Source organism: Conyzicola nivalis, assembly GCF_014639655.1.
In the GTDB taxonomy this organism is placed as follows: Bacteria; Actinomycetota; Actinomycetes; order Actinomycetales; family Microbacteriaceae; genus Conyzicola; species Conyzicola nivalis.
Window position 1 is genome coordinate 116,346 of sequence record NZ_BMGB01000002.1, and the last position, 15,961, is coordinate 132,306.

At 63.0% G+C, this 15,961-nt stretch carries 25 protein-coding genes; all 25 read left to right on the plus strand.

What is annotated here, in order from left to right:
• Positions 1–114: 114 nt before the first annotated feature.
• The 25 genes from rpsL (at position 115) to rplO (ending at position 15,947) form a co-directional block, all read left to right on the plus strand.
• Positions 115–489, plus strand: a complete 375-nt coding sequence (gene rpsL, locus IEV96_RS13970) for a 30S ribosomal protein S12 (RefSeq protein ID WP_184232704.1) — start codon at positions 115–117, stop codon at positions 487–489.
• Complete coding sequence (rpsG, locus tag IEV96_RS13975) at positions 489–959, plus strand: 30S ribosomal protein S7 (protein ID WP_130981948.1); 471 nt, start codon at positions 489–491, stop codon at positions 957–959. Before rpsL ends, rpsG begins: the two co-directional genes overlap by 1 nt.
• Positions 960–1,046: 87 nt before the next feature.
• Positions 1,047–3,164, plus strand: coding sequence for an elongation factor G (fusA, locus tag IEV96_RS13980; protein ID WP_188511379.1), 2,118 nt, complete (start codon positions 1,047–1,049; stop codon positions 3,162–3,164).
• Between the two features lie 153 nt (positions 3,165–3,317).
• Positions 3,318–4,511, plus strand: a complete 1,194-nt coding sequence (gene tuf, locus IEV96_RS13985; protein ID WP_188511380.1) for an elongation factor Tu — start codon at positions 3,318–3,320, stop codon at positions 4,509–4,511.
• A 223-nt stretch (positions 4,512–4,734) separates the two neighbouring features.
• Positions 4,735–5,715 carry a hypothetical protein gene (locus IEV96_RS13990; protein ID WP_188511381.1) on the plus strand — a complete coding sequence of 327 codons (981 nt, stop codon included), beginning with the start codon at positions 4,735–4,737 and terminating at the stop codon, positions 5,713–5,715.
• 469 nt (positions 5,716–6,184) lie between these two features.
• Entirely contained in the window at positions 6,185–6,493 is a 309-nt protein-coding gene (gene rpsJ, locus IEV96_RS13995) for a 30S ribosomal protein S10 (RefSeq protein ID WP_021010896.1), read from the plus strand.
• Between the two features lie 10 nt (positions 6,494–6,503).
• Complete coding sequence (gene rplC / locus IEV96_RS14000) at positions 6,504–7,157, plus strand: 50S ribosomal protein L3 (protein ID WP_188511382.1); 654 nt, start codon at positions 6,504–6,506, stop codon at positions 7,155–7,157.
• A 4-nt stretch (positions 7,158–7,161) separates the two neighbouring features.
• Positions 7,162–7,830, plus strand: a complete 669-nt coding sequence (gene rplD, locus IEV96_RS14005; RefSeq protein WP_188511383.1) for a 50S ribosomal protein L4 — start codon at positions 7,162–7,164, stop codon at positions 7,828–7,830.
• Positions 7,827–8,126: a 50S ribosomal protein L23 gene (rplW, locus tag IEV96_RS14010; protein ID WP_184232715.1), complete on the plus strand. Its 300-nt coding sequence runs from the start codon at positions 7,827–7,829 to the stop codon at positions 8,124–8,126. The genes rplD and rplW overlap by 4 nt, the downstream gene beginning before the upstream one ends.
• A 17-nt stretch (positions 8,127–8,143) precedes the next feature.
• Positions 8,144–8,983 (plus strand): 50S ribosomal protein L2, encoded by an 840-nt coding sequence (rplB, locus tag IEV96_RS14015; RefSeq protein WP_188511384.1) that lies wholly within the window; start codon positions 8,144–8,146, stop codon positions 8,981–8,983.
• A gap of 12 nt (positions 8,984–8,995) precedes the next feature.
• On the plus strand, positions 8,996–9,277 hold the full coding sequence (gene rpsS / locus IEV96_RS14020) for a 30S ribosomal protein S19 (RefSeq protein WP_188511385.1): 282 nt from the start codon (positions 8,996–8,998) through the stop codon (positions 9,275–9,277).
• Positions 9,277–9,642 carry a 50S ribosomal protein L22 gene (rplV, locus tag IEV96_RS14025; RefSeq protein WP_188511386.1) on the plus strand — a complete coding sequence of 122 codons (366 nt, stop codon included), beginning with the start codon at positions 9,277–9,279 and terminating at the stop codon, positions 9,640–9,642. Before rpsS ends, rplV begins: the two co-directional genes overlap by 1 nt.
• Positions 9,642–10,436 carry a 30S ribosomal protein S3 gene (rpsC, locus tag IEV96_RS14030; RefSeq protein WP_188511387.1) on the plus strand — a complete coding sequence of 265 codons (795 nt, stop codon included), beginning with the start codon at positions 9,642–9,644 and terminating at the stop codon, positions 10,434–10,436. The genes rplV and rpsC overlap by 1 nt, the downstream gene beginning before the upstream one ends.
• Positions 10,437–10,438: 2 nt before the next feature.
• The gene (rplP, locus tag IEV96_RS14035) at positions 10,439–10,858 is read left to right on the plus strand and encodes a 50S ribosomal protein L16 (RefSeq protein WP_188511388.1); all 420 of its coding nucleotides are present in this window, start codon (positions 10,439–10,441) and stop codon (positions 10,856–10,858) included.
• Positions 10,858–11,190: a 50S ribosomal protein L29 gene (rpmC, locus tag IEV96_RS14040; RefSeq protein ID WP_188511389.1), complete on the plus strand. Its 333-nt coding sequence runs from the start codon at positions 10,858–10,860 to the stop codon at positions 11,188–11,190. Before rplP ends, rpmC begins: the two co-directional genes overlap by 1 nt.
• A gap of 2 nt (positions 11,191–11,192) precedes the next feature.
• Positions 11,193–11,492, plus strand: a complete 300-nt coding sequence (rpsQ, locus tag IEV96_RS14045; protein ID WP_188511390.1) for a 30S ribosomal protein S17 — start codon at positions 11,193–11,195, stop codon at positions 11,490–11,492.
• Positions 11,493–11,861, plus strand: coding sequence for a 50S ribosomal protein L14 (rplN, locus tag IEV96_RS14050; RefSeq protein ID WP_188511391.1), 369 nt, complete (start codon positions 11,493–11,495; stop codon positions 11,859–11,861). It begins immediately after the preceding gene.
• 2 nt (positions 11,862–11,863) lie between these two features.
• Complete coding sequence (gene rplX / locus IEV96_RS14055) at positions 11,864–12,223, plus strand: 50S ribosomal protein L24 (RefSeq protein ID WP_188511392.1); 360 nt, start codon at positions 11,864–11,866, stop codon at positions 12,221–12,223.
• Positions 12,223–12,807: a 50S ribosomal protein L5 gene (gene rplE, locus IEV96_RS14060; RefSeq protein ID WP_188511393.1), complete on the plus strand. Its 585-nt coding sequence runs from the start codon at positions 12,223–12,225 to the stop codon at positions 12,805–12,807. Before rplX ends, rplE begins: the two co-directional genes overlap by 1 nt.
• 156 nt (positions 12,808–12,963) lie before the next feature.
• Positions 12,964–13,362: a 30S ribosomal protein S8 gene (rpsH, locus tag IEV96_RS14065; protein ID WP_188511394.1), complete on the plus strand. Its 399-nt coding sequence runs from the start codon at positions 12,964–12,966 to the stop codon at positions 13,360–13,362.
• Between the two features lie 6 nt (positions 13,363–13,368).
• Complete coding sequence (gene rplF, locus IEV96_RS14070) at positions 13,369–13,905, plus strand: 50S ribosomal protein L6 (RefSeq protein WP_188511395.1); 537 nt, start codon at positions 13,369–13,371, stop codon at positions 13,903–13,905.
• A gap of 2 nt (positions 13,906–13,907) precedes the next feature.
• Positions 13,908–14,279, plus strand: a complete 372-nt coding sequence (gene rplR, locus IEV96_RS14075; RefSeq protein WP_188511396.1) for a 50S ribosomal protein L18 — start codon at positions 13,908–13,910, stop codon at positions 14,277–14,279.
• Between the two features lie 23 nt (positions 14,280–14,302).
• Positions 14,303–14,995 (plus strand): 30S ribosomal protein S5, encoded by a 693-nt coding sequence (gene rpsE, locus IEV96_RS14080; RefSeq protein ID WP_373282444.1) that lies wholly within the window; start codon positions 14,303–14,305, stop codon positions 14,993–14,995.
• Entirely contained in the window at positions 14,995–15,180 is a 186-nt protein-coding gene (gene rpmD, locus IEV96_RS14085) for a 50S ribosomal protein L30 (protein WP_188511398.1), read from the plus strand. The genes rpsE and rpmD overlap by 1 nt, the downstream gene beginning before the upstream one ends.
• Complete coding sequence (gene rplO / locus IEV96_RS14090; RefSeq protein WP_188511399.1) at positions 15,180–15,947, plus strand: 50S ribosomal protein L15; 768 nt, start codon at positions 15,180–15,182, stop codon at positions 15,945–15,947. The genes rpmD and rplO overlap by 1 nt, the downstream gene beginning before the upstream one ends.
• Positions 15,948–15,961 lie beyond the last annotated feature (14 nt).

Consider the following 15,961-nt stretch of genomic DNA (forward strand, 5'->3'; position numbering starts at 1 on the left):
ACGGCATACCCGGCATCTGCCGGGTCCAGATGAACTCGAGATGAACCGCAAGGTTCGGTCGAATGCTAACCATCATGCAACTGTCACCGTGCAGTTATTACAAGGAGTTACTTAGTGCCCACTATTCAGCAGCTGGTCCGTAAGGGACGCAGCCCGAAGGTCGTCAAGACCAAGGCGCCCGCCCTCAAGGGCAACCCGCAGCAGCGCGGTGTTTGCACCCGCGTCTACACGACGACCCCCAAGAAGCCGAACTCTGCCCTGCGCAAGGTCGCTCGCGTCAAGCTGAGCAACGGCACCGAGGTCACCGCCTACATCCCCGGTGAAGGCCACAACCTCCAGGAGCACTCGATGGTCCTGGTCCGCGGCGGTCGCGTGAAGGACCTCCCCGGTGTTCGCTACAAGATCGTTCGCGGCGCACTGGACACCCAGGCCGTCAAGAACCGCAAGCAGGCTCGCAGCCGTTACGGCGCGAAGATGGAGAAGAAGTAATGCCTCGCAAGGGTCCAGCTCCCAAGCGCCCCGTAGTAGCCGATCCGGTCTACGGCGCCCCCATCGTCAGCCAGCTCGTCAACAAGATCCTTCTTGATGGCAAGAAGGGCCTCGCCGAGCGCATCGTCTACGGTGCACTCGAAGGCGTGTCGGCCAAGAACGGCCAAGACGCCGTCGTCACCTTGAAGAAGGCACTCGACAACGTCCGCCCCACCCTCGAGGTCCGCAGCCGCCGCGTCGGTGGCTCGACCTACCAGGTGCCGGTCGAGGTCAAGCCTCACCGCGCCAACACGCTCGCCCTGCGTTGGCTCACGAGCTACGCCAAGGGACGTCGTGAGAAGACCATGACCGAGCGCCTCACCAACGAGATCCTCGACGCATCGAACGGCCTCGGCGCCGCGGTGAAGCGTCGTGAAGACACTCACAAGATGGCCGAGTCGAACAAGGCCTTCGCGCACTACCGCTGGTAAACAGCGTCATATGAAGTGGCGGATGCCGCGGCATCCGCCACTTCATACGCACCACCCCATCATCCAAACTTCTTTCGGAGGAACTCCGTGGCACAAGACGTGCTCACCGACCTGAACAAGGTCCGCAACATCGGCATCATGGCTCACATCGATGCTGGCAAGACGACCACCACCGAGCGCATCCTGTTCTACACCGGCGTCAACCACAAGATCGGCGAGACCCACGACGGCGCCTCGACGATGGACTGGATGGCGCAGGAGCAGGAACGTGGCATCACGATCACGTCCGCTGCCACGACGTGCTTCTGGAACAACAACCAGATCAACATCATCGACACCCCCGGCCACGTCGACTTCACCGTGGAGGTGGAGCGCTCGCTCCGCGTTCTCGACGGTGCTGTCGCGGTGTTCGACGGCAAGGAGGGCGTTGAGCCCCAGTCCGAGACCGTCTGGCGCCAGGCCGACAAGTACGACGTTCCCCGCATCTGCTTCGTCAACAAGATGGACAAGCTGGGCGCCGACTTCTACTACACCGTCGACACCATCGTGAACCGCCTCGGCGCCAAGCCGCTGGTCATCCAGATCCCGATCGGATTCGAGTCCGGCTTCGAGGGCGTCGTCGACATCGTCGAGATGCGCGCGCTGACCTGGCGCGGAGACTCCAAGGGTGACGTCGAGATGGGCGCCAAGTACGCCATCGAGGAGATCCCCGCCGACCTCGTCGAGAAGGCGAACGAGTACCGTGCGACCCTGCTCGAGGTCGTCGCTGAGACCGACGATGCGCTCCTCGAGCGCTTCATGGAGGGCGACACTGACTTCTCGGTCGCCGAGATCAAGAAGGCCATCCGTGGCCTCACGATCAGCAGCCAGATCTACCCGGTGCTCTGCGGTTCCGCGTTCAAGAACCGTGGCGTCCAGCCGATGCTCGACGCTGTTGTGGACTACCTCCCCAGCCCGCTCGACGTGCCGGCCACCGAGGGTCACGACGTGCGCGACGAAGAGAAGATCATCGTCCGCCACCCCGACGCTTCGGAGCCGTTCGCTGCTCTCGCGTTCAAGGTCGCGGTTCACCCGTTCTTCGGTCGCCTCACCTACATCCGCGTGTACTCCGGTCACGTCGACTCGGGTGCGCAGCTGATGAATGCGACCAAGGGCAAGAAGGAGCGCATCGGAAAGATCTTCCAGATGCACGCCAACAAGGAAATGCCGATCGACTCGATCACCGCCGGCCACATCTACGCGGTCATCGGCCTCAAGGACACGACCACGGGTGACACCCTCACCGACCCCGCGAACCAGATCGTTCTCGAGTCGATGACGTTCCCGGAGCCTGTTATCGAGGTGGCCATCGAGCCGAAGACGAAGCAGGACCAGGAAAAGCTGGGCGTCGCAATCCAGAAGCTCGCCGAGGAAGACCCGACGTTCCGCACCGAGCAGAACGTGGACACCGGCCAGACGGTCATCAAGGGAATGGGCGAGCTTCACCTCGACATCCTGGTAGACCGCATGAAGCGCGAGTTCAACGTCGAGGCGAACGTGGGCAAGCCCCAGGTCGCCTACCGCGAGACGATTCGTCGCGTGGTCGACAAGCACGACTACACCCACAAGAAGCAGACCGGTGGATCCGGCCAGTTCGCTAAGGTGCAGATCTCGCTTGAGCCGATGGAGGTCACTCCCGACAAGATCTACGAGTTCGAGAACAAGGTCTCCGGTGGACGTATCCCCCGCGAGTACATTGGCTCGATCGACGCTGGTTTCCAGGCTTCCATGGCTGTCGGCGTTCTCGCCGGCTACCCCATGGTCGGCGTTCGAGGAATCATCCTCGACGGTGCCGCCCACGATGTTGACTCGTCCGAAATGGCGTTCAAGATCGCAGGCTCGATGGCTTTCAAGGAAGCCGCGCGCAAGGCACAGCCCGTTCTGCTCGAGCCGCTCATGGCCGTCGAGGTTCGCACGCCCGAGGAGTACATGGGCGACGTAATCGGCGACCTGAACTCGCGCCGCGGGCAGATCCAGTCCATGGAGGACGCCACCGGCGTCAAGGTGATTCGTGCAAACGTGCCACTGTCGGAGATGTTCGGGTACGTTGGTGACCTTCGGTCGAAGACTTCCGGACGTGCTGTTTACTCCATGACGTTCGACAGCTACTCAGAGGTGCCCCGCGCGGTCGCCGACGAGATCATCCAGAAGAACAAGGGCGAGTAGCAACACCACTCACCACAAGCGGCCGCGGCAATCTGCGGCCCTGTGCTTTGGCGTCACTCGCCCGAGTAACATAAGTACACACCAAGTCGCGAAGCATCCGATTTCAATCTTTGATTTTCGGATGCCTAGCACCCGAGTCCTGAGGAGGACCCAGTGGCTAAGGCCAAGTTCGAGCGGAGCAAGCCGCACGTAAACATCGGAACCATCGGTCACGTTGACCACGGAAAGACCACGCTCACCGCAGCGATTTCCAAGGTTCTCGCCGACAAGTTCCCTTCCGCAACGAACGTTCAGCGCGACTTCGCGTCGATCGACTCGGCTCCGGAAGAGCGCCAGCGCGGTATCACGATCAACATCTCGCACGTCGAGTACGAGACCGAGAAGCGTCACTACGCTCACGTTGACGCCCCGGGTCACGCTGACTACATCAAGAACATGATCACCGGTGCCGCTCAGATGGACGGTGCGATCCTCGTGGTTGCAGCGACCGACGGCCCGATGGCTCAGACCCGTGAGCACGTTCTGCTCGCCAAGCAGGTCGGCGTGCCGTACCTCATGGTCGCGCTGAACAAGTCCGACATGGTCGACGACGAAGAGATCCTTGAGCTCGTCGAGCTCGAGGTTCGCGAGCTGCTCTCCAGCCAGGGCTTCGACGGCGACAACGCTCCCGTCGTTCGCGTCTCGGGCCTCAAGGCTCTCGAGGGCGACGCCAAGTGGGAAGACTCCATCCTGGAGCTCATGCAGGCCGCGGATGACAACATCCCCGACCCCGTGCGCGACAAGGACAAGCCGTTCCTCATGCCGATCGAGGACGTCTTCACGATCACCGGTCGTGGAACCGTCGTCACGGGCCGCGCCGAGCGTGGCACGCTCGCCATCAACTCCGATGTCGAGATCGTTGGAATCCGCCCGATCCAGAAGACCACGGTCACTGGTATCGAGATGTTCCACAAGCAGCTCGACGAGGCTTGGGCCGGCGAGAACTGTGGTCTGCTGCTCCGCGGCACGAAGCGTGAAGACGTTGAGCGTGGCCAGGTTGTCGTCAAGCCCGGCTCGGTCACCCCTCACACGAACTTCACCGGTACCGCGTACATCCTTTCCAAGGAAGAGGGCGGCCGTCACAACCCGTTCTACGCGAACTACCGTCCGCAGTTCTACTTCCGTACCACCGACGTCACCGGCGTCATCACGCTGCCCGAGGGCACCGAGATGGTAATGCCCGGCGACACCACCGACATGACCGTTGAGCTGATTCAGCCCATCGCCATGGAAGAGGGCCTGCGTTTCGCCATCCGCGAGGGTGGCCGCACGGTTGGTGCTGGAACGGTTACGACCATCATCAAGTAGTACCCCGCTTTACTAGAGGGCCCGCAGCGTTCGCGCTGCGGGCCTTTTTGCGTGCCCGCGTGACTGCGCGCACTCACGGGACGACCGCGCACTGGCGCCGGTGCGCGCACGTCCCGTCACTACGCGCCGATGAAGCGCACTCCACACGGGCGCACCGGTTCGGATTGTGCGCAGGTCGCCGTCGGCCCCGTCGTCGACGCGGCTGCTTCGCAATCGTTGGAGAATGGATGAATCGGACGCCCATCTCTTTTACGTGCGCGATCTACCGAGCGAGAGCTACGACGGACGCAGAGGGCACGCGCGGGCTGCAGTGGCCGGAAGCGAGATGCGGGTTGCGCGTGGTGTCTACGCCGATGCGACGTGGTGGGGGAGCCTCGATCAACGCGCTCGGTACGTCGCACGCGTCAAAGCAGTCGAGCGGACGCGACTTCGGCAGCCGGTGATCTCCCACTGGTCGGCCGCGGTGCTGCATGGTCTGCCCGTTGTCGCGCAATCGCTGGCAACCGTGCACGTCACGGCACCTCGCGCAACCGGCGGTCGCTCGTACCCGGGCGTGACAATCCACTGTGTGCCGCTCGACGACGACGTTGTCGAGCTCGACGGGGTGATGGTCACGTCGCTTCCTCGAACGCTGGTGGACATTGCAGCATCGGCCAAGACGATCTCGAGCGTGCCCGCCCTGGACTTCGCGCTTCATGAGGGGCGCAGGGGAGAGAAGCCACCCCTGCTCGCGCGAACAGAACTCTGGGATGCGCACTCTCGGCGGATGCCGTTCGCCGGCCACGCGCGGGCTCGAGCCGCGATCGACTTCGCCGTGACGGATGCCGACTCCCCGCTCGAGTCGGTGAGCCGGGTGAACTTCATGGAGATCGGTTTTCCTGTCCCAGAGCTGCAACATCGCTTCGATGACCACCGGGGGCTCATCGGCTTCAGTGAGTTCTACTGGCCGGAGCATCGGCTGGCAGGGGAGGCCGACGGAAAGTCGAAGTACACCGATCCCCGATACCGGCGGGGGCGCACTCTCGAGCAGCTGCTGCTCGACGAGAAACACCGCGCGGACCGTATCCGTGCGCTCGGTGTGAGCGTTTCACGGTGGGGCTGGAGGACCGCGATCGACCCGCGCGCCCTGCGGGCTCACCTTCTAGCGGCGGGCCTGCCACTGCCGTCACGCCCACGTGCGCGCAACCGCGGGACGGGCGCGTAGCGGCGCCGGTGCGCGATCGTCCCCGTAGTGCGCGCAGGTGCCAAAGTCGCGGCCGCGGGGTACCGTGGAGGCGGCTCGCGCGAGGCGCATCCGGAGCCGGCGACCGGCGCAACTCCCGCGGAATCCCGCGGCAGAAGCCGACACGCCGATCGCGACACGCCCGGGTTGCACGAGGGTGAAGAGTGTGGCAAACTCGTCTAGTTCAACATTTCGCCGTCTACGGACGCGTGGATCACTCCCAGGCAGTGCATAGTCCGGCTCGTTACGAGCAAGGTGACTAGGCCGCGGGGAGAAGAACTCAGCGTAAATCGACCTCCCGTCACCTAGGAGACGTTTGTGCCCGCGAGGGTCCGACGTGACCGGCCGGGAGCGATGAAAGCACCAGCACGACCGCATCCAATAGTTGCGCACGTACCAACCCGGTACTACAAGGCGCAGGCCACGATGCGATACAGAGAGAGAGTCAGACATGGCGGGACAAAAGATCCGCATTCGACTTAAGTCGTACGACCACGAGGTCATCGACTCTTCGGCGCGCAAGATCGTCGACACCGTAACCCGCGCCGGCGCGACCGTCGTCGGACCGGTGCCGCTGCCCACCGAGAAGAACGTGGTTGTTGTAATCCGTTCGCCTCACAAGTACAAGGACAGCCGCGAGCACTTCGAGAAGCGCACGCACAAGCGCCTCATCGACATCATTGACCCGACGCCCAAGGCCGTCGACTCGCTCATGCGTCTCGACCTGCCGGCAGACGTCAACATCGAGATCAAGCTGTAAGGGGGATCCAATGGCTGACAACAACAAGAGCACCAAGGGCCTCCTCGGCACCAAGCTCGGCATGACCCAGGTCTGGGACGAGAACAACAAGCTCGTTCCCGTCACCGTCGTGGAGATCTCTCCCAACGTCGTGACGCAGCTGCGCACGCAGGAGATCGACGGCTACGCCGCCGTTCAGATCGCCTACGGCCAGATCGACCCCCGCAAGTCGAACAAGCCGGCCACCGGTCACTTCGACAAGGCAGGCGTCACGCCTCGCCGTCACCTCACCGAGGTCCGCACCGCGGACGCAGCTGACTACAGCCTCGGCCAGGAGATCGCGGTAGACATCTTCTCCGCTGGCCAGCTCGTCGACGTCGTCGGCACGAGCAAGGGCAAGGGATTCGCCGGTGTTATGAAGCGTCACAACTTCAAGGGTGTTTCCAGCTCGCACGGTTCGCACCGCAACCACCGCAAGCCCGGTTCCATCGGTGCCTCGTCCACGCCTTCGCGCGTGTTCAAGGGCATGCGCATGGCCGGCCGTATGGGTGGCGAGCGCGTCACCGTCCTGAACCTCAAGGTCCACGCAGTTGACCTCGAGAAGGGCCTCATCCTGGTCAAGGGTGCCGTTCCCGGCGCCAAGGGCCGTCTCGTATTCGTCCGCAACGCAGTGAAGGGAGCGTAGTTCCATGGCAGAAACAGCTGGCGTAGCCACGCTCGACGTCATCGACACCAGCGGCAAGAAGGTCGGCTCCGTCGACCTCCCCGCCGAAACGTTCGACGTCCAGACCAACGTTCCGCTCATCCACCAGGTCGTCGTCGCGCAGCGCGCAGCGGCTCGCCAGGGCACGCACAACACGCTCCGTCGTGGTGAAGTCTCCGGTGCTGGTCGCAAGCCCTTCAAGCAGAAGGGAACCGGTCGCGCTCGTCAGGGCTCGATCCGCGCCCCCCAGATGAAGGGTGGTGGCATCGTTCACGGACCCCACCCCCGCGACTACTCGCAGCGCACCCCGAAGAAGATGATCGCGGCAGCACTGCGCGGTGCACTTTCCGACCGCGCACGCGGCGAGCGTATCCACGTCATCGACTCGCTGTCGGTCGGCCAGGTCCCCTCGACCAAGGCGATCGTCAACCTGCTCGCGACCATCGCGCCGGCCAAGCACGTTCTGATCGTTCTCGAGCGTGACGACGAGCTGAGCTACAAGAGCGTCCGCAACATTCCGGCCGTTCACGTGCTCCCCTACGACCAGCTCAACGCGTACGACGTCGTCGTTTCCGACGACATCATCTTCACCGAAGGTGCGTTCAACGCGTTCGTCGCTTTCAACAACAAGTCCAAGGAAGAGGTCAGCGCATGACCGCCACGCAAAAGGATCCTCGCGACATCGTGATCTCGCCTGTTGTCTCTGAGAAGAGCTACAGCCTGATCGATGACGGCAAGTACACCTTCGTCGTTGACCCCCGCGCGAACAAGACCGAGATCAAGCTCGCTATCGAGAAGATCTTCAACGTCAAGGTCGCTTCGGTCAACACCCTGAACCGCACGGGCAAGACCCGCCGCACCAAGTTCGGACTCGGAAAGCGCAAGGACACCAAGCGTGCCATTGTCACCCTGAAGTCCGGTTCCATCGACATCTTCACGGCTGTCGGCTAGGGAACGAGGAGAAACTCATGGCTATTCGCAAGTACAAGCCCACTACCCCGGGTCGTCGCGGTTCGTCCGTCGCCGACTTTGCCGAGATCACCCGATCGACGCCGGAGAAGTCGCTGCTTCGTCCCCTGCCCAAGACCGGTGGCCGTAACAACGCCGGTCGCATCACGACCCGTCACATCGGTGGTGGCCACAAGCGCCAGTACCGCGTCATTGACTTCAAGCGCAATGACAAAGACGGCGTGAACGCCAAGGTCGCTCACATCGAGTACGACCCCAACCGCACGGCTCGCATCGCGCTGCTGCACTACGTCGACGGTACGAAGCGCTACATCATCGCTCCGAACAAGCTCAACCAGGGCGACATCATCGAGTCGGGCCCCTCGGCTGACATCAAGCCGGGTAACAACCTTCCGCTGAAGAACATCCCGGTCGGTACCGTTATCCACGCGATCGAGCTCCGCCCGGGCGGCGGCGCCAAGATGGCACGTTCCGCCGGTGCATCCGTTCGTCTCGTCGCCAAGGACGGCCCCTACGCGCAGCTCCGTCTGCCGTCGGGCGAAATCCGCAACGTCGACGTGCGCAACCGCGCCACGATCGGCGAGGTCGGCAACGCCGAGCAGTCGAACATCAACTGGGGTAAGGCCGGCCGCATGCGCTGGAAAGGCGTACGCCCGACCGTTCGAGGTGTTGCCATGAACCCGGTTGACCACCCGCACGGTGGTGGTGAGGGTAAGACGTCCGGTGGACGTCACCCCGTTACCCCCTGGGGCCAGAAGGAAGGTCGTACGCGTAAGCGCAACCTCCCGTCCGACAAGCTCATCGTTCGTCGCCGCAATGTCGGCAAGAAGCGCAAGTAGGAGTTGTAGAAGATGCCACGCAGTCTGAAGAAGGGCCCCTTCGTCGATGACCACCTGCTTCGCAAGGTAGTTGTCGCCAACGAGGCCAAGAGCAAGAACGTAATCAAGACCTGGTCGCGCCGTTCCATGATCATCCCGATCATGCTCGGTCACACCATTGCGGTGCACGACGGCCGTAAGCACATTCCGGTGTTCGTCACCGAATCCATGGTGGGCCACAAGCTCGGCGAGTTCTCGCCCACCCGCACCTTCCGTGGACACGTGAAGGACGACAAGAAGGGGCGCCGCCGCTAATGGTTCAGTCCATCGCTCGCGTGAAGCACATTCGCGTAACCCCCACGAAGGCTCGTCGTGTCGTCAACCTCATCCGTGGCAAGCAGGCGGCCGAAGCTCTGGCCATCCTGAAGTTCGCACCCCAGGGTGCGAGCGAGCCCGTGTACAAGCTCGTTGCCTCGGCAATGGCCAACGCACGTGTCAAGGCTGACGCAGCCAACACCTTCCTCGACGACCAGGACCTGTTCGTCTCCGAAGCTTTCGTTGACGAGGGAACGACCCTGAAGCGGTTCCAGCCGCGTGCACAGGGCCGCGCCTTCCAGATCCTGAAGCGCACGAGCCACATCACGATCGTCCTGACCACTCCGGATGAAGGAAAGAAGTAATGGGCCAGAAAGTAAATCCTTACGGCTTCCGTCTAGGAATCACCACCGACCACGTGTCGCGTTGGTTCTCTGACAGCACCAAGGTCGGACAGCGTTACAGCGACTACGTCGCCGAGGACATCAAGATCCGCAACCTGCTCAAGACGAGCCTCGACCGTGCGGGCGTAGCCCGTATCGAGATCGAGCGCACCCGTGACCGCGTTCGCGTCGACATTCACACCGCCCGTCCGGGCATCGTGATCGGTCGCCGTGGCGCCGAGGCCGAGCGCATCCGCACCGACCTCGAGAAGCTCTCGGGCAAGCAGATCCAGCTCAACATCCTCGAGGTGAAGAACCCGGAGGCAGAAGCCCAGCTTGTTGCCCAGGGAATCGCCGAGCAGCTCACCGCTCGTGTGGCCTTCCGCCGCGCGATGCGTAAGGGCATGCAGGGTGCTCAGCGCACGTCGACCGTCAAGGGTGTCCGCATCCAGGTCAGCGGTCGTCTGGGTGGCGCCGAGATGAGCCGTTCCGAGTTCTACCGCGAAGGCCGCGTGCCGCTGCACACGCTTCGCGCGAACATCGACTACGGCTTCTACGAGGCAAAGACCACCTTCGGCCGCATCGGCGTGAAGGTCTGGATCTACAAGGGTGACATCACCAACAAGGAGCTTGCTCGCGAGCAGGCCAACCAGAAGTCGACCCGCCCCGAGCGTCGCGACGACCGTGGCGGAGACCGCCGCGACAGCCGCGCCCCCCGTAACTCTGCTCCCAAGGCAGAGGCTCCGGCGGCGGCACCAGCAGGAGTTGAGGCGTAACCATGTTGATTCCACGCAAGGTCAAGCACCGCAAGCAGCACCACCCCGGCCGTAGTGGCCACGCGACCGGTGGTACGAAGGTTTCGTTCGGCGAGTACGGCATCCAGGCTCTCACGCCCGCGTATGTCACCAACCGCCAGATCGAGTCCGCTCGTATCGCCATGACGCGTCACATCAAGCGCGGCGGAAAGGTGTGGATCAACATCTACCCCGACCGTCCGCTCACGAAGAAGCCGGCCGAAACCCGCATGGGTTCCGGTAAGGGTTCGCCCGAGTGGTGGGTTGCCAACGTCAAGCCGGGTCGCGTGCTCTTCGAGCTCAGCGGCGTCAGCGAGGAAGTTGCTCGTGAAGCGATGACTCGCGCCATTCACAAGCTGCCTCTCAAGGCACGCATCATCAAGCGCGAGGAGGGCGACGCATAATGGCGATCGGATCCAAGGAGCTCGCACCAACCGAGCTCGACACTTTTGAAGACACGCAACTCGTAGACGAGCTGAAGAAGGCCAAGGAAGAGCTGTTCAACCTGCGCTTCCAGTCGGCCACCGGCCAGCTCGAGAGCCACGGCCGCCTGCGCGCCGTGAAGCGCGACATTGCCCGCATCTACACGGTTCTCCGTGAGCGCGAGCTCGGCATTCGGGCAACCCCCGTCGCCGTAGAGGCTCCTGCCAAGGAGACCAAGGCGAAGAAGACCAAGAAGACGGATGACTCGGCTGCTGCCGAGACGCCCGCCACCGATGAGACGAAGGAGGCATAGTCATGGCTAAAGCCGAAGAGAAGACCCCCGTGGTCGAGACTGCCGAGCTCGCTCGCGGTTACCGTAAGACCCGCCGCGGCGTCGTCACCAGCGACAAGATGGAAAAGACCATTGTCGTTGAGGTCGAGGACCGCGTAAAGCACCCGTTGTACGGCAAGGTCATCCGCCGTACCTCGAAGGTCAAGGCTCACGATGAGCTGAACGCTGCCGCCGTAGGCGACTCCGTTCTCATCAGCGAGACCCGCCCCCTCAGCGCCACGAAGCGCTGGCGCCTCGTCGAAATCGTAGAGAAGGCCAAGTAAATGCTTCAGCAGGAATCCAGAGTTAAGGTCGCCGACAACACCGGCGCCAAGGTTCTGCTCACCATCCGCGTTCTCGGTGGCTCCGGCCGTCGTTACGCCGGCCTGGGCGACGTCATCGTTGCGACCGTCAAGGACGCAATCCCCGGTGGCAACGTCAAGAAGGGTGACGTCGTCAAGGCCGTCATCGTTCGCGTGAACAAGCAGACCCGCCGTCCCGACGGCTCCTACATCAAGTTTGACGAGAACGCCGCAGTGATCCTGAAGGCTGACGGAGACCCCCGCGGTACCCGCATCTTCGGCCCGGTCGGTCGTGAGCTTCGCGAGAAGAAGTTCATGAAGATCATCTCGCTGGCACCGGAGGTCATTTAATCATGGCGAACATCAAGAAGGGTGACCTGGTTCAGGTCATCACCGGCAAGACCCAGGCCCGTGGCGGAAGCCGCGGCAAGCAGGGTCGCGTCATCGAGGTACTCACTGAGCGCAACCGCGTCGTCGTGGAGGGTGTGAACTTCATCACCAAGCACGTGCGTGTCGGCCAGACCCAGCGCGGTACCAAGACCGGCGGCATCGAGACCATGGAAGCGCCCATTCACGTTTCCAACGTCGCTCTCGTTGACCCCGAGACCAAGAAGCCCACTCGCGTCGGCTTCCGCACTGAGGTAGTGGAGAAGAACGGCGTCAAGCGCACCGTTCGCGTCCGCTACGCGAAGAAGAGCGGTAAGGACCTCTAATGACTGACACTGCAACCACGGCTGAGAAGACCCAGCCCGCTCTCAAGGTCAAGTACCGCAACGAGATCTCCGAGCAGCTGAAGAAGGACTTCGGTTTCACCAACGTTCACCAGATCCCCGGACTGGTCAAGGTTGTTGTGAACACCGGTGTCGGTGAAGCAGCTCGCGACGGCAAGATCATCGACGGTGCCATCAAGGACCTCGTCGCGATCACCGGCCAGAAGCCCCAGGTCACGCTGGCCCGCAAGTCGATCGCTCAGTTCAAGCTGCGCGAAGGCCAGGCCATCGGCGCACACGTCACCCTTCGTGGCGACCGTGCGTGGGAGTTCCTCGACCGCCTGATCAACCTCGCCCTGCCCCGCATCCGCGACTTCCGCGGACTGAGCGACAAGCAGTTCGACGGAAACGGCAACTACACCTTCGGTCTGACCGAGCAGTCGATGTTCCACGAAATCGACCAGGACAAGATCGACCGCGTTCGTGGCTTCGACATCACCATCGTCACCACCGCCAAGAACAACGAGGAAGGCCGCGCGCTGCTCAAGGCGCTGGGCTTCCCGTTCAAGACGGCAGAGCAGAACTAAGAGTCTCTTACGCGGCGGGGTAATTCCTGCCGCTAAGATGGAACGTTGCCCGAAAGGGCAACGTTCCGCTTTTGCACAATCCAAGCAACACCGATCGCACAGGTCGGCCTTCGTGTAACGGATGCCGAAACCAGACGAGATATGGAATAACAACACATGACAATGACAGATCCGGTCGCAGATCTGCTGACCAGACTGCGCAACGCTAACTCGGCGTACCACGAGACCGTGTCGCTCCCGAGTAGCAAGCTCAAGTCCCACATTGCCGAGATCCTGAAGGCCGAGGGCTTCATCGCCGGCTGGAAGATCGAGGAAGCCCGCGTCGGACAGACGCTGACGATCGACCTGAAGTACGGCCCGAACCGTGAGCGCTCCATCGTGGGCATCAAGCGCGTTTCGAAGCCCGGACTTCGCGTATACGCAAAGAGCACGGAGATCCCCAAGGTTCTCGGTGGGCTCGGCGTCGCCATCCTGTCAACCTCCTCGGGGCTCCTCACGGACCGCCAGGCTTCCAAGAAGGGCGTGGGTGGGGAAGTCCTCGCCTACGTGTGGTAATCAGTCATGTCACGTATTGGAAGACTTCCCATCGTCATCCCTGCCGGGGTAGACGTGAAGATCGACGGCTCAGCCGTCTCCGTCAAGGGCCCGAAGGGCGAGCTCGCTCTCGTCATCGCCAGCCCCATTGAGGCCAAGATCGAGGACGGCCAGATCCTGGTCACGCGTCCCGACGACGAGCGCGAGTCGCGTTCGCTCCACGGCCTCACCCGCACGCTGATCTCCAACCAGATCGTCGGCGTCACCGAGGGTTACACCAAGGGACTCGAGATCGTCGGTACGGGTTTCCGCGTCGCTGCCAAGGGCGCTTCGCTCGAGTTCGCACTCGGCTTCTCCCACTCGATCACGGTTGACCCGCCCGCGGGCATCAGCTTCACGGTCGAGGGCAACACCAAGATCACCGTTGTCGGTATCGACAAGCAGGCCGTCGGCGAAGTCGCGGCCAACATTCGTAAGTTGCGTAAGCCGGAGCCCTACAAGGGCAAGGGCGTGCGTTACGCAGGCGAAGTAGTCCGCCGCAAGGCCGGAAAGAGTGGTAAGTAGAAATGGGTCTCGGAACTAGAGGCAAGAGCAAGTCGGCCGCCAAGGCGCGCCGTCACACGCGTCTTCGCAAGAAGGTCGTCGGCACCGAGCTGCGTCCGCGCCTGGTCGTCACGCGTTCGGCCCGTCACGTATTCGTGCAGGTCGTCGACGACAGCAAGGGTTTCACCCTGGCATCGGCATCGACGCTCGAGGCTGACATGCGCACTTTCGACGGCGACAAGACCGCCAAGGCACGCAAGGTCGGCGAACTCGTCGCCGAGCGCGCCAAGGCTGCCGGCGTCGAAGCCGTTGTATTTGACCGTGGTGGTAGCAAGTACGCGGGTCGCGTCGCCGCTATCGCCGATGGAGCTCGAGAGGGTGGACTCAACCTGTGAGCGATGTATCTAAGGAGCCAGTTGTGGCTGCAGAAGTAACAGAGGCACCGGCAGCAGTTACGGCCGAGGCCATTGCGGCCGAGGTCGTCGTCGACGCCCCCGCCACCGACACCACGAACGAGCCTCGCGAGGCCCGCCGTGGCGGTCGCGAGCGCAGCCCGAACCGCGACCGTGGCAACAGCCGCGACGCGGAGAAGAGCCAGTTCCTCGAGCGTGTTGTCACCATCAACCGCGTGTCCAAGGTCGTCAAGGGTGGTCGTCGCTTCAGCTTCACCGCTCTGGTCGTCGTCGGAGACGGTAACGGCCTGGTCGGCATCGGCTACGGCAAGGCGCGCGAAGTGCCTACCGCCATCTCCAAGGGTGTCGAAGAGGCGAAGAAGAACTTCTTCCGCGTTCCTCGCGTCGGCGTCACCATCCCGCACTCGGTGCAGGGTGAGGCCGCTGCCGGAGTCGTCCTGCTGCGTCCGGCGTCCGCCGGTACCGGTGTTATCGCTGGTGGACCGGTTCGCGCCGTCCTCGAGTGCGCCGGCATCCATGATGTCCTGAGCAAGTCGCTCGGCTCGTCGAACACGATCAACATCGTGCACGCCACGGTCGCTGCCCTCAAGCAGCTCGAGGAGCCTCGTGCGGTTGCCGCACGTCGTGGCCTCCCCGTCGAGCACGTTGTTCCGGCCCGCCTCCTGCGCGCCGAAGCAGAAGCTAAGGCAGGTGTCTGATGGCCGCTCGCCTGAAGGTAACCCAGATCAAGTCCAAAATTAGTGAGAAGCAGAACCAGCGCGACACCCTGCGGAGCCTCGGGCTTCACCGCATCGGTGACGTTGTGGTTCGCGAGGACAACAAGCAGAACCGTGGCTACGTGAACACGGTTGCTCACCTCGTCAAGGTCGAGGAGATTGACTAATGGCTGAAGAAGAAACGGTAGCCCCCAAAAAGGCACCCGCGAAGAAGGCCGCTGCTCCCAAGGCCGCTGCTGAGAAGGCTGCTCCGGCAGCCGAGAAGAAGGCGCCCGCCGCCAAGAAGGCCGCAGCTCCCAAGGCTGCCGCCGACAAGGCTGCTGCTGCCCCCAAGGCAGAGAAGGCTCCGGCCAAGGCCAAGGCGAAGGCAGAGGCTAAGGCCCCCGCCGCAGCCAAGGCAGACGCCTCGTCCGAGGTCGTCGCCGCTCCCGCCGAGAAGGGACCTCGCGCTGCGAAGTCCGTCTCGACGAAGCCGGCAGCCGAAGCGGATGTCCGTCCGCAGGTTCTCAAGGTCCACCACCTCCGCCCGGCAGTCGGCGCGAAGAAGGACAAGACCCGCGTCGGACGCGGTGAAGGTTCCAAGGGTAAGACTGCGGGCCGCGGTACCAAGGGCACCAAGGCGCGCTACAACGTGCGCCCGGGCTTCGAAGCCGGAAACATCGGCTTCGTCATGCGTTCGCCGAAGCTGCGCGGATTCAAGAACCCGTTCCGTGTCGAGTACCAGGTCGTCAACCTCGAGAAGCTGGCCGACCTCTACCCCAAGGGTGGAGACGTCACGATCGCTGACCTCGTCGCCAAGGGTGCCGTTCGCAAGAACGAGAAGGTCAAGGTTCTCGGCGATGGCGACATTGCGGTTAAGCTGAACGTTGCAGTCGACAAGGTCTCCGGCTCTGCTGAGCAGAAGATCGTCGCAGCAGGCGGTTCGGTCAAGTAGTACAACGCTCACGC

Excerpts from the sequence above, each read along its gene's own strand:
- rpsG (WP_130981948.1), top strand. The coding sequence starts at position 489 with ATGCCTCGCAAGGGTCCAGCTCCCAAGCGCCCCGTAGTAGCCGATCCG.
- IEV96_RS13990 (WP_188511381.1), top strand. The coding sequence starts at position 4,735 with ATGGATGAATCGGACGCCCATCTCTTTTACGTGCGCGATCTACCGAGC.
- rpsJ (WP_021010896.1), top strand. The coding sequence starts at position 6,185 with ATGGCGGGACAAAAGATCCGCATTCGACTTAAGTCGTACGACCACGAG.
- rplC (WP_188511382.1), top strand. The coding sequence starts at position 6,504 with ATGGCTGACAACAACAAGAGCACCAAGGGCCTCCTCGGCACCAAGCTC.
- rplD (WP_188511383.1), top strand. The coding sequence starts at position 7,162 with ATGGCAGAAACAGCTGGCGTAGCCACGCTCGACGTCATCGACACCAGC.
- rplW (WP_184232715.1), top strand. The coding sequence starts at position 7,827 with ATGACCGCCACGCAAAAGGATCCTCGCGACATCGTGATCTCGCCTGTT.
- rplB (WP_188511384.1), top strand. The coding sequence starts at position 8,144 with ATGGCTATTCGCAAGTACAAGCCCACTACCCCGGGTCGTCGCGGTTCG.
- rpsS (WP_188511385.1), top strand. The coding sequence starts at position 8,996 with ATGCCACGCAGTCTGAAGAAGGGCCCCTTCGTCGATGACCACCTGCTT.
- rplV (WP_188511386.1), top strand. The coding sequence starts at position 9,277 with ATGGTTCAGTCCATCGCTCGCGTGAAGCACATTCGCGTAACCCCCACG.
- rpsC (WP_188511387.1), top strand. The coding sequence starts at position 9,642 with ATGGGCCAGAAAGTAAATCCTTACGGCTTCCGTCTAGGAATCACCACC.
- rplP (WP_188511388.1), top strand. The coding sequence starts at position 10,439 with ATGTTGATTCCACGCAAGGTCAAGCACCGCAAGCAGCACCACCCCGGC.
- rpmC (WP_188511389.1), top strand. The coding sequence starts at position 10,858 with ATGGCGATCGGATCCAAGGAGCTCGCACCAACCGAGCTCGACACTTTT.
- rpsQ (WP_188511390.1), top strand. The coding sequence starts at position 11,193 with ATGGCTAAAGCCGAAGAGAAGACCCCCGTGGTCGAGACTGCCGAGCTC.
- rplN (WP_188511391.1), top strand. The coding sequence starts at position 11,493 with ATGCTTCAGCAGGAATCCAGAGTTAAGGTCGCCGACAACACCGGCGCC.
- rplX (WP_188511392.1), top strand. The coding sequence starts at position 11,864 with ATGGCGAACATCAAGAAGGGTGACCTGGTTCAGGTCATCACCGGCAAG.
- rplE (WP_188511393.1), top strand. The coding sequence starts at position 12,223 with ATGACTGACACTGCAACCACGGCTGAGAAGACCCAGCCCGCTCTCAAG.
- rpsH (WP_188511394.1), top strand. The coding sequence starts at position 12,964 with ATGACAATGACAGATCCGGTCGCAGATCTGCTGACCAGACTGCGCAAC.
- rplF (WP_188511395.1), top strand. The coding sequence starts at position 13,369 with ATGTCACGTATTGGAAGACTTCCCATCGTCATCCCTGCCGGGGTAGAC.
- rplR (WP_188511396.1), top strand. The coding sequence starts at position 13,908 with ATGGGTCTCGGAACTAGAGGCAAGAGCAAGTCGGCCGCCAAGGCGCGC.
- rpmD (WP_188511398.1), top strand. The coding sequence starts at position 14,995 with ATGGCCGCTCGCCTGAAGGTAACCCAGATCAAGTCCAAAATTAGTGAG.
- rplO (WP_188511399.1), top strand. The coding sequence starts at position 15,180 with ATGGCTGAAGAAGAAACGGTAGCCCCCAAAAAGGCACCCGCGAAGAAG.